The organism is Streptomyces sp. (assembly GCF_050698815.1).
Classification (GTDB): Bacteria; Actinomycetota; Actinomycetes; order Streptomycetales; family Streptomycetaceae; genus Streptomyces.
The window spans coordinates 1-13,150 of the sequence record NZ_JBOHCV010000489.1 but is presented as its reverse complement, the minus strand read 5'-3'; the positions used below and the strand labels follow the sequence as shown (position 1 = coordinate 13,150).

At 68.9% G+C, this 13,150-nt stretch carries 10 protein-coding genes and 2 pseudogenes; 10 read left to right on the top strand and 2 right to left on the bottom strand.

Features of this window, described 5'->3' with window-relative positions:
* Together ACRDP3_RS17610 and oxc are read left to right on the top strand one after the other, a co-directional pair.
* Positions 1–414 (top strand): annotated as a pseudogene (locus ACRDP3_RS17610) (RNA methyltransferase); the annotation flags it as partial.
* Positions 415–871: 457 nt separating this feature from the next.
* On the top strand, positions 872–2,602 hold the full coding sequence (oxc, locus tag ACRDP3_RS17605; RefSeq protein WP_431517912.1) for an oxalyl-CoA decarboxylase: 1,731 nt from the start codon (positions 872–874) through the stop codon (positions 2,600–2,602).
* A 177-nt stretch (positions 2,603–2,779) separates the two neighbouring features.
* Here oxc and ACRDP3_RS17600 read toward each other — a convergent pair whose 3' ends face one another.
* Positions 2,780–3,199, bottom strand: coding sequence for a CoA-binding protein (locus ACRDP3_RS17600; protein ID WP_431517911.1), 420 nt, complete (start codon positions 3,197–3,199; stop codon positions 2,780–2,782).
* Between the two features lie 279 nt (positions 3,200–3,478).
* On the opposite strand from ACRDP3_RS17600, the pseudogene ACRDP3_RS17595 reads away from it, so the two are divergent.
* The 8 genes and pseudogenes from ACRDP3_RS17595 to ptsP all read left to right on the top strand — a co-directional run.
* Positions 3,479–3,683 (top strand): annotated as a pseudogene (locus tag ACRDP3_RS17595) (ISL3 family transposase); the annotation flags it as partial.
* Between the two features lie 58 nt (positions 3,684–3,741).
* Positions 3,742–4,152 (top strand): hypothetical protein, encoded by a 411-nt coding sequence (locus ACRDP3_RS17590; protein WP_431517910.1) that lies wholly within the window; start codon positions 3,742–3,744, stop codon positions 4,150–4,152.
* 63 nt (positions 4,153–4,215) lie between these two features.
* Positions 4,216–4,515, top strand: a complete 300-nt coding sequence (locus tag ACRDP3_RS17585) for a hypothetical protein (RefSeq protein ID WP_431517909.1) — start codon at positions 4,216–4,218, stop codon at positions 4,513–4,515.
* A gap of 8 nt (positions 4,516–4,523) precedes the next feature.
* Positions 4,524–4,766, top strand: coding sequence for a hypothetical protein (locus ACRDP3_RS17580; protein ID WP_431517908.1), 243 nt, complete (start codon positions 4,524–4,526; stop codon positions 4,764–4,766).
* Between the two features lie 149 nt (positions 4,767–4,915).
* Positions 4,916–5,677: a DeoR/GlpR family DNA-binding transcription regulator gene (locus ACRDP3_RS17575; RefSeq protein WP_431517907.1), complete on the top strand. Its 762-nt coding sequence runs from the start codon at positions 4,916–4,918 to the stop codon at positions 5,675–5,677.
* Positions 5,674–6,621, top strand: a complete 948-nt coding sequence (pfkB, locus tag ACRDP3_RS17570) for a 1-phosphofructokinase (RefSeq protein WP_431517906.1) — start codon at positions 5,674–5,676, stop codon at positions 6,619–6,621. Before ACRDP3_RS17575 ends, pfkB begins: the two co-directional genes overlap by 4 nt.
* Positions 6,622–6,699: 78 nt before the next feature.
* Positions 6,700–8,679, top strand: a complete 1,980-nt coding sequence (locus tag ACRDP3_RS17565) for a PTS fructose transporter subunit IIABC (RefSeq protein ID WP_431517905.1) — start codon at positions 6,700–6,702, stop codon at positions 8,677–8,679.
* A 190-nt stretch (positions 8,680–8,869) separates the two neighbouring features.
* A complete protein-coding gene (gene ptsP, locus ACRDP3_RS17560) occupies positions 8,870–10,534 on the top strand; it encodes a phosphoenolpyruvate--protein phosphotransferase (RefSeq protein WP_431517904.1) in 1,665 nt (554 codons plus the stop codon).
* A 698-nt stretch (positions 10,535–11,232) separates the two neighbouring features.
* Here the strand turns inward: ptsP and ACRDP3_RS17555 are convergent.
* Positions 11,233–12,924 carry a tetratricopeptide repeat protein gene (locus ACRDP3_RS17555; protein WP_431517903.1) on the bottom strand — a complete coding sequence of 564 codons (1,692 nt, stop codon included), beginning with the start codon at positions 12,922–12,924 and terminating at the stop codon, positions 11,233–11,235.
* Positions 12,925–13,150: the final 226 nt, after the last annotated feature.

The following is a 13,150-nucleotide window of genomic DNA, read 5'->3' as shown; positions in this document are numbered from 1 at the left end:
TTCGCGGGCGCGCTCGCCGACCGTATCGGCGACACCGGAGCGGTCCTCGGCATCGAGTCCACCAAGCGCGCGTGCGAGGACGCCCGTCACAACCTGGCGCAGTTCGAGCGGGTCCGCATCGAACAGGGCAAGGTCGAGTCGGTGCTGCCGCGCACCGGCATCACCGAGGCCGACCTGGTCGTCCTGGACCCGCCGCGGGCGGGCGCGGGCAAGAAGACGGTGGAGCAGATCGCGGCGCTGGGCCCACGCCGCGTCGGCTACGTCGCCTGCGACCCGGCGGCCCTCGCCCGCGACCTCGGCTACTTCAAGGAGGCCGGCTACGTGCCCCGCTTCCTGCGCGCCTTCGACCTCTTCCCGATGACCCACCACATGGAATGCGTCGCGATCCTTGAGAGGGCCGCAAAGAGCTCCTGAACTGCGGTTTCGTCGATGTGCATCATGTGCACTGTGGGCGCTGAGGGCGATATCTTGACGCTGGACCCGGAGGCCGATGTCCGCGCCTACGCTGCTCGGGCGGCGACCCCCCGGACTGAACGGCGAGCAGCAGCCTCGCCAGTTGCGTCAACGCGGCACGATCGCGTTAGCCGGCGAACCCACTCCACCCACGACAGTCAGCGGCGCGAGCCCAAGTCCGAGAGATGGGTTCGTTTCACCGATTGCACACTGCGCGACCTGCAACTGCTCGTGGATCCGTTGCCGTTCGGCGGTCATCGTGGTGCGCATATCGGTGGAGCGCCGCCGGTGGTGGCGTGGGGCCGGGGCAGAACCGCATCTCGAGCGCTCAACGCAATCCTTGCCAGTCCACCTGAGGCGAGCATACTGTATGCAGTATTCCGTGATTCGGTCGCACCATCCAGGGAGGGTCCTCACCATGACCGCCGCTTCCGTACCGGGCACAGAGGCAGGGGGCGTAGACCACCCCGATGTCACCGACGGGATTCATCTGGTCGTCGATGCGCTCAAACTCAACGGCGTGGAGACCATCTACGGTGTCGTCGGCATCCCGATCACCGACCTGGCGCGTGTCGCGCAGGGAGCGGGCATCCGCTACATAGGCTTCCGCCACGAGAGCAACGCGGGACACGCCGCGGCAGCAGCCGGATTCCTGACGAAGAAGCCGGGCATCTGCCTGACGGTGTCCGCACCAGGCTTCCTCACCGGGCTGGTGGGCCTGGCCAATGCCACCACGAACTGCTTCCCGATGGTCCAGATCTCCGGATCCAGCGAACGGCACCTCGTCGACCTGCAGCGCGGCGACTACGAGGAGATGGACCAGCTGGCTGCGGCCAGGCACTTCGCCAAAGCGGCCTACCGGGTTCACCGCGCGGAGGACATCGGTCGCGGTCTGGCCCGCGCCATCCGCACCGCCGTCTCGGGGCGCCCGGGTGGGGTCTACCTCGATATCCCGGCCGCCGTGCTGGGCGAAGTCATGGACGCGGAGAAGGGCGCCGCATCACTGTGGCCGGTCGTCGACCCGGCGCCGCGCCAGTTGCCCGACGGGGAGGCCGTCGACCGTGCGATGGGCCTCCTCGCCAACGCCCGGCGGCCACTGGTCGTGCTCGGCAAGGGCGCGGCGTACGCACAGGCGGACGAGCAGATCCGGGAATTCATCGAAACCACGGGAATCCCCTACCTCCCCATGTCGATGGCGAAGGGCCTCCTCCCCGACGACCACGCGGGGTCGGCGGCCACCGCCCGCTCGCTGGCGCTCCGCAAGGCCGACGTCGTGATGCTCGTCGGCGCGCGGCTCAACTGGCTCCTGGGGCATGGCGAAGCGCCGCAGTGGAATCCGGAGGCCAGGTTCATCCAGGTCGACATCGCCGCTTCCGAGATGGACAGCAACCAGCCCATCGCGGCTCCGTTGGTGGGTGACGTCGGATCCGTGATGGAGGCCCTGATCGAGCGGAACAAGGCGGGCGCGATCACAGTGCCGGCGCAGTGGCGCGAGGAACTCGACGCCCGCGCGGCGCAGAACGTCGAAAAAATGGCCGGACGTCTCGAGGCCGCCGTGAGCGCACACCCCATGAAGTTCCTGGGTGCGCTGCAGGCGATCCGTGACGTCCTGCAGGAGTACCCCCAGGCCTACGTCGTCAACGAGGGCGCCAATGCACTCGACCTCGCCCGCAACACGATCGGCATGCAGGTACCGCGGCACCGACTGGACAGCGGCACCTGGGGCGTCATGGGTATCGGCATGGGTTACGCCATCGCCACTGCCGTCGAGACCGGCACCCCGGTCGTGGCCATCGAGGGCGACAGCGCCTTCGGATTCAGCGGTATGGAGGTGGAGACCATCTGCCGCTACAACCTCCCCGTCGTCACCGTCGTACTCAACAACGGCGGTGTCTACCGCGGCAACGAGGCCTCCCCTTCGTCCGACCCGGCACCTACCGCCCTCACGGCCCACCACGACGTCATGATCAAGGCGTTCGGCGGCAAGGGCTACCAGGCGACGACACCGGATGCGGTGGCCACGCTCCTGCGCGAGGCGCTGGCGTCGGGCACCCCGGCACTCATCGACTGCGTGATCGACCCGTCCGACGGGACCGAGAGCGGCAACATCTCGCACCTCAATCCCAAGGGCATCACCATCCAGAAGTAACAAAACTGCCGGCCCGCCCCGCCCCGACCAGACCAACGCCACAACTCCTGGCCGAACAGCGAGGGCGGGCACGGCAATTGCCCCGACCACTAAGACTGTCCTGTCTGCTGCCACGACACTGTGTCTGACCAGCAGAGAGTCAGCAATCAAGGCATGGAAGGGCAACAGCTCCTCAACTCAGTCCAGTTCCAGCCGGGGGATCTCCCGTCCCGGGGAGCAGTCCATCACCATCTGCAGTCCGGCCTTGCGAGTCCTGTCGTAGGCGGCCTCGTCCATGACGCCCAGCTGGAACCAGACCGCCTTGGCACCGAGCGTCACCGCCTGGTCGGCGACGCCGCCGGCGTGGGCGGAGTTGACGAACACGTCCACCACATCGACCGGAAAGGGGACCTCCGCGAGGGTGGCATAGCCCTGTTCGCCGTGCACCGTCTCGGCCCGGGGGTGCACGGGCACCACCTTCTTTCCGAAGCGCTGCAGCTTCTCTGCCACGCGATAAGCGGCTCGTTCAGGGTTGTTGGACAGACCGACCACGGCCCATACGTCCCCGGCGTTGGTGAGGATGTCTCTTATCGTCGCGTCGTCGCCATAGTTCGTCATGCGCGATTCACTTCCTCTTGGTGCGACTTCCGTGTCGGGCGCTCGGTGGGCTTGCCGGAGATGAGCCGTGGGGAACGGCTTCTCGCAGCCGTGATAGTTGATTGTATACTGTATGTGTTCCAGAGGTGAGTCTGTCCGGTGCACGGGACTCGGAAGGCCCGGCCGACCGGTTCACCGGTTCACGGCGCGGCCTTCACTACCTGGTGCGGGAGGGTGTGTACAACGAACGGATCCGTCTCACTTGTGGTGACGGAACGTGTCTGGCGTCATTGACATCGCGTGTGTGCTGTCAACGAGCTTGTGAGCACGGTGTTTTCGGGACTGGATCCGCTGGTCCTCGAGGACGTGGCGGACGAAGGTGAGCGGATCCTGGTGCGGGCCCGGACGCCCTGTGAGGACGGTTGTCTGTCCGAAAGTGCGGAGCCCGGCGGGGCGGGTGCACGGATATCACGTACGGGTCGCTGCGGATGCTCCGCATCCGGGTCCTACCCGCCGGCCCTCACCCGGCCACCCACAAAGGGAACTTGATCAAAGGGGTCTTGATGTTCAGTGCGGGTTCCGGCTCTGACGCCGCCACCGTCGGCTGGTGGATCGCCGCGGCCATAGCCGCCGTCGCCTTCGGCGCGGTCATGCAGACATGGGTCACGAAGCGGAGTTGGAAGTTCTACCTCGCTATCGTCCCGGCCCTCGGCAGCTGCCTCGCGGTGTTCGCGGGCACCGCCCAACGTGGCGAAGGCGCCCGCACGGCGCTCCAGCTCTACACCGTGCTCATGCTCGCGATCCTGGTCACGATGGCCCTCTTCACCCGGTACATCCGGAGCCAGTTGGCTCTCATCCGCTCCGGCCGGACGGCTCAGACCACCACCCAGCGGCAGGCCTGGACCTTCCTGCTCACCTTTTTCGTCGTTGCCATCGCCATAGGTGCGGGGCTCGACACCCTCTTGCCGGGGTGAGCCGGGAGCCACGCTGGGGCATCCGGCAGTGGCGCCCTTGTGTCAGCCACCGCTGCCTGCGGCTTGAGCTCGATCACCCGGCTGCGGAGCCTGATCCGCAGGGTGGAGACCGACCTGGACGCTCTGACTCCGGCGGACCGCGAGGAGATCCGCCGGGCCACCGCGATCCTGCGCAAGTCCCACACGGTCCAGCTCGGGATGCCGACCGTCCGACCCGCCGCGGGCGACACCCGGCTCGGACGCGAACCGTGGATCGTCGTCCGGTACCGGCCGATCAGCTCGCGAAGGCGCGCGCCGACGACTCCGCCCGCAGACGCCGGCGCGTCTTGGCCGCCCTCGACGACCCGACCCGTGACGGCCTGAGGATCAATGTGTCAGCAGTGGCACGCCTGGCCAATGTGCACCGCAGCCTGATCTACCGGCGCAGCGAGTTCCACGCCGCCGTACCGGCCCGTGCCGCGCAACCACAGGAGGGCTCCACGGGACCCGTGATCAGCCAGCGGTCGCTCCTGGCCGACCTCGATGAATTCGGCTCCGAGGGCGGGCCCCATGTCGGGCAGCGGTTCAGTGACAGCTCCGCGGTGAGAATTCTCGAGGCCCGGGCGCGGTCATGATCGAAGGGCTGAATGGTGCCGCAGCAGCACCCACGTCCACCCGTCCGTTCGTGCCCGCCTTCTTGCCCGAACCTGTTTACTTCCTGGAAGTGTCCGCGTAACGTACCCGCGAAGCAACAGATTCGGGCATGGAACGGACGTAAATCCACATGTACGCAGCGGAGCGCCAGCAGGAGATTCTGCGACTCACCCACGAGAGCGGGCGGGTCGACGTGTTGTCTCTCGCCGAGGAGTTCGGGGTCACGGCGGAAACAGTCCGGCGTGATCTGAAGGCCATGGGCAGGGCCGGGCTGGTCCAGCGCGTACATGGCGGTGCCATCCCGGCTGGACGACTCGACTTCGAGCTGGATCTCGCCGAGCGGGACACCGTCGCAGCGGAGGAGAAGGACCGCATCGCGCAGGCCGCCCTGGCCGAACTGCCCGCCGACCGGAGCGTGATCATCGACGCGGGCACGACGTCGGCCCGCCTCGCCGCCGCCATCCCGGTGGACTCAACGGTCACCGTCGTCACCCACGCCCTGCCGGTCGCCGCCCGCCTCGCCGACCACCCGGGCATCGCACTCCATCTCGTCGGCGGACGCGTGCGGCACCGTACCCGGGCCGCCGTGGACGCATGGGCGCTGCGCGCGTACAGCGAGATCCACGCCGACGTCGTGTTCCTGGCAGCCAACGGCTTCTCGCTCGGCGGCGGGCTCACCACCCCCGACCTGGCCGAGGCCGCCGTCAAGCGAGCGATCATCGCAGCCGCCCGCCGGGTCGTGCTCCTCGCCGACTCCAGCAAGTTCGGCATGGAGCACTTCGGCCGCTTCGGCGATCTCTCCCACGTCGACCTGATCATTACGGACACCGGACTCAGCGCCGACGACGCACGTTCCATCGAGCAGCAGGGCCCGGAAGTGGTGCGCGCATGATCCTCACCATCACCCCGAACCCAAGCCTGGACCGCACCTACGAACTGCCGGCGCTGGACCGCGGTTCAGTCCTCCGGGCGACCACGGACCGGGTAGACCCCGGTGGGAAGGGCGTCAACGTCTCCCGCGCTGTGGCCGCCGCCGGCCACCGTACGGTCGCGGTCCTGCCGTTGGGCGGCCCGGAGGGCGCGCTGCTCGGCCGACTGCTCGGCGACCACGGCATCGAGGTGTCCGGCGTCCCGGTGGCCGGCTCGACCCGGGTCAACGCCACGCTGGTCGAAGCGGACGGCACCTTGACCAAGGTCAACGCGGCGGGCCCCGAGATCACGGAAACCGAGGCCGAGGCGCTGCTGGAGGCGGTACGTGCGCTGTCGGCGGACGCCGACTGGATCGCCTGCTGCGGCAGTCTGCCGCGTGGCCTGCCGCCCGTCTGGTACGCCGAGCTGGTCGCAATCATCCACCGGGCGGGCGCACGCATCGCCCTCGACACCTCCGGTGCGGCCCTGACCGCGGCGCTTCCGGAGCGTCCGGACGTGGTGAAGCCGAACACCGAGGAGCTTGCCGAGGCCGTCGGACGTCCCCTGGCCACCCTCGGCGACGCGGTGAAGGCGGCGGAGGAGCTCCGCGAACGTGGCGCCCAGGCGGTCCTGGCCAGCCTCGGGGCGGACGGTCAGCTCCTGCTCGACGCGTCCGGAGCGTACTTCGGCAGCGCACCGGCTGCTGTGGTCCGCAGCAACGTCGGCGCGGGTGACGCCTCGCTGGCGGGGTTCCTGGCCGCGGGAGGCACCGGTCCCGCCGCTCTGGCGTCTGCAGTCGCACACGGCGCCGCCGCCGTGCATTTGCCCGGCAGCGCCATGCCCACGCCGGCCGATCTGGATCAGTCGGCGGTGACGGTCACCAAGGACGTACCGCTGGACCGTGCACTGACGGATCCGGCGCCGTGAACGCCCACGTGAACCCCCGAACCCTCACATCCCCGACGCCGCCCGGCAGGGTGGCCATCAAGCAAGGAGAGCCGCGCGATGAGTGAGTTGATCACCGCGGAACTGGTCGACCTCGACCTGTCCCATGAGACAAAGGAAGCAGCTGTCCGTGCGCTGGCCGAGCGTTTGGTAGCCGCCGGCCGGGTCACCGACCTCGACGGATTTCTCGCCGACGTGGCCGCCCGCGAGGCCCAGATGCCGACCGGTCTGGACGGCGGCATCGGCATCCCCCACTGCCGAAGCGAGCACGTCACCTCACCGACGCTGGCCTTCGGACGCAGCACGCGGGGCATCGACTTCGGCGCGACCGACGGTCCGGCCGACCTGATCTTCCTGATAGCCGCGCCGGCAGGAGCCGACAACGACCACCTGACCATCCTGTCGGGCCTGGCTCGCCGCCTCATGGACGCGGAGTTCACGACCGCGCTGCGCGGGGAGCAGTCACCGGCCGCGGTCGCCGCCCTGATCCGCGGAGAGGAGTCCTCGCCGGCACCGGAGGCCGAGGCCGAGGTGCAGCCGTCGGCACCGTTCCGCATCGTTGCCGTGACCTCGTGCCCGACCGGGATCGCCCACACCTACATGGCTGCCGAGTGTCTGGAGAAGGCCGGTGAGGCCGAGGGCGCCGAGGTCGTGGTGGAGACACAGGGCTCGGGCGGGTTCACGAGGCTGGACCCGGCCGTCATCGCCGCCGCCGACGGCGTGATCTTCGCCCACGACGTAGGGGTGCGGGAGCAGGACAGGTTCGCCGGGAAGCCCACCGTCGACGTCGGTGTGAAGGCTGCCATCAACCGGCCCGTGGAACTCATCGCCGAAGTACGGGGAAAGGCCCAGCGCGGAGACGTCACCGCACCCGCCGGCACAGCGCCGCCCGCCGAGGCGCCGGACACCTCCCGAGAGCACTTCGGTACGCGACTGCGCAAGTGGCTGATGACCGGCGTGAGTTACATGGTGCCGTTCGTCGCCGCGGGCGGACTCTTGATCGCGATCGCCTTCGCCATCGGCGGCTACCAGATCGACAAGGCGCCGTCGGTCGCCGAGCACTTCGGCTGGACCGAGGCCGCCAGTTGGGCCGCGTTGCTCTTCCAGACCGGCGGCGCCGCCTTCGAGTTCCTCGTTCCGGTCCTCGCCGGTTTCATCGCGTACGGCATGGTCGACAGGCCCGGTCTTGTGCCCGGCATCGTCGGCGGCTCCATCGCGATGACCATCAACGCCGGATTCCTCGGCGGACTGGTCGCCGGACTGATCGCCGGCGCCGTGGTGATGGCCATTCAGCGGCTGCGCATACCGCCGGTGCTGCGCGGCGTCATGCCGGTGGTCGTGATCCCGCTGCTGTCGTCCATGGTCGTCGGGTTTCTGATGTTCGTCGTGGTCGGCAAGCCGATCGCCGCGGCGCAGAAGAGCATGACCGACTGGCTGGGCGGGCTTTCGGGCGGCAACGCGGTGCTGCTGGGTGTGCTGCTCGGCCTGATGATGTGCTTCGACCTGGGCGGTCCGGTCAACAAGGTCGCGTACACCTTCGCGGTCGGCGGCCTGACCCACCCGACCGACGGCAGCCTTACGGTCATGGCCGCGGTGATGGCGGCGGGCATGGTCCCGCCGCTCGGCATGGCCCTGGCGACCACGGTCCGGGGGAAGTTGTTCACCAAGGCGGAGCGGGACAACGGCAAGGCCGCCTGGGTGCTGGGGGCGTCCTTCATCAGCGAGGGTGCCATTCCCTTCGCCGCTGCGGACCCGCTGCGGGTGATCCCCGCCTCGATGGCCGGCGGTGCCGTCACCGGTGCACTGACCACCGCGTTCGGCTGTACCCTCCGCGCGCCACACGGCGGCGTCTTCGTGGTCCCGCTGATCGGCCAGCCTCTGCTCTTTTTGGTGGCCGTCGCCGCCGGCACGTTCGTCACCGGCGGACTCGTCGTCCTCCTCAAGCGCCGCCGGAACACGCCGACCACGGCGGCGGAGATCCCCTCCACCTCGGCACCGGCCAAGTCCCAGCAGGAATCCAGGGAGTCGGTCCCGGCCTGATCGACCCACACGCAAGGGCCCCTACTCCGGGGGCACCTCGTGCCACTCCACGCCCTATCCGAACCACGCCAGCGGAGATCTTCATGTCTTTCCCAACTGCCGTCCTCGGTACGTGCCGCAGGCAACGCGCCCGCCCGCCTTCGCCGCCCGTACGCACCACGGCCCGCGCCATCGACACCGAGGAGCAGACATGACGACTGCCGTGTTGAAGGGGATCGGGGTCAGTGCGGGAAGCGCGACCGGACCCGTCGCCCGTATGGCACCAGTGCCCGCCCCGCCCGAGGTCCGCACCCTCAGCCAGGCGGACGTGCCGACCGAAGTCACCGCCGCCCGCCACGCGCTGGGTCAGGTCGCCGCCGACCTGGAGCGGCGCGCCGCCGCTGTCACGGGGGATGCCGCCGACGTGCTGTCAGCCCAGGCACTGATGGTCGCGGACCCCGTACTGGGCGACCAGGTCGAGGCCCGGATACGGGCCGGCGCCGACGGGGTGCACGCCATCGCCGACGCCTTCGGTGAGTTCCGTGCTCAACTGGAGGCGGCGAGCAGCTACTTCGCCGAGCGAGTGGCCGATCTGGATGATCTACGGGACCGCTCAGTGGCCGCGATGCTGGACCTGCCGATGCCGGGGCTGCCGGACCCTGGCCACCCCTATGTCTTGGTCGCCGCCGACCTCGCCCCCGCCGACACTGCGCTGCTCGACCCCTCCCAGGTACTGGCCCTGGTCACCGAACGCGGCGGACCCACCAGCCACACCGCCATCCTCGCCAAGACCCTCGGCCTGCCTGCCGTGGTCGTCTGTGACCGCGCCGGCACGCTCACAGACGGGCTCTCCGTTCTGGTGGACGGCGCAGCCGGTGCCGTACACGTCGATCCGCCGCCACAGGCCGTGACGGCAGCCGCCGAACTCGAGCAGCACCGGCGCAGCCTGGCGGAGTCGGTGCGCGGGCCGGGCCGTACGTCAGACGGCCACCCGGTGAAGCTGCTGGTCAACCTCGGCGCATCGCACGAGCTGCCGACCGCGGCAGCCGCGGACAGCGAAGGTGTGGGTCTCTTCCGCACCGAGTTCCTCTACCTCGACCGCGCCCAAGCCCCTTCCGCAGCAGAGCAGTTCGCCGCCTACCGCGAGGTGTTCACCGCCTTCGCGGGGCGCCGCGTCGTCGTCCGCACACTGGACGCAGGTGCGGACAAGCCGCTGCCGTTCGCCACCGCCGCGGACGAGCAGAACCCTGCTCTGGGCGTACGCGGTCTACGCACCGCCCTCCGAGACCCGGGACTGTTGCAAACCCAGCTCGCCGCCATCGCCGACGCGGCGTCGGGCAGCGGTGCCGAGGTCTGGGTGATGGCTCCCATGGTCTCGGTGCCCCGCGAAGCGGACGGATTCGCCGAGCAGGTACGCGCTCACGGCCTGCGGATGGCAGGAGCCATGGTGGAGGTGCCGGCGGCTGCGCTGCGCGCCGGGGAGTTGGCTCAGGTCTGTGATTTCCTCAGCATCGGCACCAACGACCTTGCGCAGTACGCCTTCGCCGCCGACCGGACCCTCGGCCAACTGGCGGAGTTTCTGGACCCCTGGCAGCCGGCCCTGCTGGATCTCGTGCGCATGGCGGCCGAGGCGGGAGCCTGGCACGACAGGCCCGTCGGCGTGTGCGGGGAGGCCGCGGCCGACCCCGCGCTGGCCCTGGTGCTCGTCGGACTCGGGGTGACCAGCCTGTCAACGGCGCCGAGTTGCCTAAGTGACGTACGAACAGCTCTGGCGGCGCAGACGCATGAGGGCTGCCGGCAGCTCGCAGGCATCGCCCTCACCGCACCCGACGCCACGACAGCACGGGCAGAGGTGCTGGCGAAGATCGCCTCGTAGCCGTTGTCGTCGCCCGACGCATGTAACGGGAATCCGCACTCGGCGACCAGGGCTCTCGAACGCCGACCGGGGCGCCTGGCATGTGACTTATTCGTCCTGCTGAGCGGTCTGACAGCGACAACCTCATCTGCCTGATGCGGTGGTACCTCTCCGGGATCGGCTGTGGCTTGGTGGCCAATGTGATCGTCCTCCTGGTGGCTGTGTTCCATGCCGAGAGCACTCGGCGGCTCGGTGCCGAATCGGCGCTCCTACCTGTAAGACGATCGGCGGACGGCTGAGGACGACACCGCCACGAAGGATCCTGTGCTTACCGGCCGGTAGTCGGGACGTGGGTGTTTGCCCTGGTTCGCCGTCGGCGACCACGAAATATCCACAGCGCGATCGGTGGAGCCTGGGCCGTGACCTGCGCATCATGGCTGTCCCGTCGTACGCGCCAGGTCCGCACAGGTCCGTCGAGGATCCCCCAAGGCCGCTCGCCGCGCCTCGCCGAAGCCGGGAATCTCGGGGAAGCGCAGACGGCGCAGGCAGCGCTCAGGAAGGTACCGGCACCGACCGCCGCCGGTTCCTCGGCCATCTCGTCGCGGCCCCCACCCCGGTCTCAGCCGCGGAGCTGGGCGACTTCGACGAAGTGAGAAGGTCGTTCGCCGGAACCGCGGCCGATAGATCGCGGTGACGCCGAAGGCGGGCGGCGGGACTTTTCAATGGCAGCCTCCGGCAGACCCGGTGCCAGGGGACGATTCCCCGAAAGCCGACAGTCGGCAGAAGCAGGAGGCGTTGATCGGGACGTCAGCCCTGGCCTGGGCGAGGCGCAGCTGCTGCTCGATGATGGCGGCCTCTCCTCTGCGGCCCTGCCGGACCAGGCACTCGTGGAAGCCGTGCAGGCTCCAGACGTTGCCCGGGTGCTGTTGGGACCGTGGGATGGTGCCGTCCAGGCCCAAGTCGGCCCGGTACACCGCCTCGGCCTCATCGACGTGGCCCTGCTCCAACAGCAGCGCCCCGTAGACGTGTCGGGTCGGCTGCATCCACCCCCAGGGTTCGTCGTAGGGAAGGTTGTCATCCAGTTCGATCGACCGTCGCAGCGCGGCGTAGGCAGCGTCGATGTTCCCCTTGCGGTACTCCACCTCGCCCTCCAGCATCGCGGCCGCCACCGCGAGGATGTCCTGACAGGTGTTGTTGAACAGCGTGCGCGACTGCGGGACCCGCCCTGCCGCGTCCTCGAAGATCGCCCGCTGCGCCTCGGCCGCCTCCACCCGGCCGGAGGCGGCGTGGGCGATTGCCTTCGCGTAGTGCATCATCGCCGTAGTCACGCAGTAGAGTTCCGGGTCCCTCGGCAGTTCTGCGTCGATGATCTCCTGCCACATGCCGAAGCGGATCAGCACGTGCATACGCATGGGGAGGAGTCCCTCGAGCCAGTCCGCCATCGGTGGCACCTGGACGCGGAGGAGCTCCTCAGGAACCGCCGCCTCGAGTTCGCTGCACGTCTGCAGCGCGAGGGACCGCTGCCCGAGGAACATCGAGCCGTAGATCATGAAGTGATAGTTGTGGCAGCGGTAGAGCGTGTAGAAGTTCATCGGGCCGGAACGAGTCACGAACTTCTCGTCCGCCTCGATCGCGCGCGCGTTGGAGGAGACCACGCGGGAGTAGTCACCGCAAAGGACATCCAGGTGCGTGGGCATGTGCAGTAGGTGGCCGGCATCGGGGACGAGATCGCGCAGTCGATCGGCCTTCGGCAGGGCCTGCTCCGGCACGGACGACATCTCCATCAGGTGGATGTACCAGTGCAGCACGCCCGGGTGATCCGGCCCGCCCGGCAGCTCCAGTGCGTGGTCGAGTACGGCACGCGCCTCCACGGCACAGGATCCCGGAGTCGGCTCACCAGTCCGCTGGTCCCACAGCTGCCACGGGGTGAGGTTCATCAGGGCGTCGGCGAATAGCGTGATCACGTCGAGATCATCTGAATGTTCGGCGTACACCGAGCGCATCGCTTCGGCGTAACGGTGGTTCCACACCGAGAGGTCCGCCACCGCCTCCGGCTGGGGACAGCGATGCCGGAGGGCGCCGATAAGCGCCCGCTCGACAGGCGTGGCCAGGTGCGCGAGACGTTCCGCCTGGGCAGACGCATCGAATGCCCGGGAGACGCTCATCTCGAGCTCGGCCGGGTCGAAGCTTTCCCAGGGCTTGTTGTAGTTGGGTCCCAAGGCGTAGGCGATGCCCCAGGAAGCCATGGCACACTCCGGGTCGAGCTCGCGGGTCCGCTCGAAGCAGTCGATCGCTTCCTCGTGATTGAAGGCATAGCTCCACATCAGGCCGCGGTCGAACCAGGTCTGCGCCTCACCCACCCCGGTCGACACCGGCCGGGTGTAGCGGCCGAGATCGTAGTAGTCAGTCATCGAGCTCCCTCGGAACATCGCCCGACGTCGCGTTACGTCAGGCAGCCTTGACTGATGTGAGGACAGCGTTGAGCGCGAAGCCCTTCGGCGATCTCCGCCGCCATCGCCAAGGTCGAAGTAGGCGTTGGCTCCCCTACCGTGAGCGTAGCTCCGTTCCCGCGCGACGCCGGCGAGTGCCTGGTGGCGCGTTGCGCCTCAGGCAGGGGCGATGTTGTGGTTCAGGCGG

What these genes read in the sequence shown, in the direction of transcription:
- oxc (WP_431517912.1), top strand. Translation starts at nt 872, where the DNA reads ATGACCGCCGCTTCCGTACCGGGCACAGAGGCAGGGGGCGTAGACCAC.
- ACRDP3_RS17600 (WP_431517911.1), bottom strand. Translation starts at nt 3,199, where the DNA reads ATGACGAACTATGGCGACGACGCGACGATAAGAGACATCCTCACCAAC.
- ACRDP3_RS17590 (WP_431517910.1), top strand. Translation starts at nt 3,742, where the DNA reads ATGTTCAGTGCGGGTTCCGGCTCTGACGCCGCCACCGTCGGCTGGTGG.
- ACRDP3_RS17575 (WP_431517907.1), top strand. Translation starts at nt 4,916, where the DNA reads ATGTACGCAGCGGAGCGCCAGCAGGAGATTCTGCGACTCACCCACGAG.
- pfkB (WP_431517906.1), top strand. Translation starts at nt 5,674, where the DNA reads ATGATCCTCACCATCACCCCGAACCCAAGCCTGGACCGCACCTACGAA.
- ACRDP3_RS17565 (WP_431517905.1), top strand. Translation starts at nt 6,700, where the DNA reads ATGAGTGAGTTGATCACCGCGGAACTGGTCGACCTCGACCTGTCCCAT.
- ptsP (WP_431517904.1), top strand. Translation starts at nt 8,870, where the DNA reads ATGACGACTGCCGTGTTGAAGGGGATCGGGGTCAGTGCGGGAAGCGCG.
- ACRDP3_RS17555 (WP_431517903.1), bottom strand. Translation starts at nt 12,924, where the DNA reads ATGACTGACTACTACGATCTCGGCCGCTACACCCGGCCGGTGTCGACC.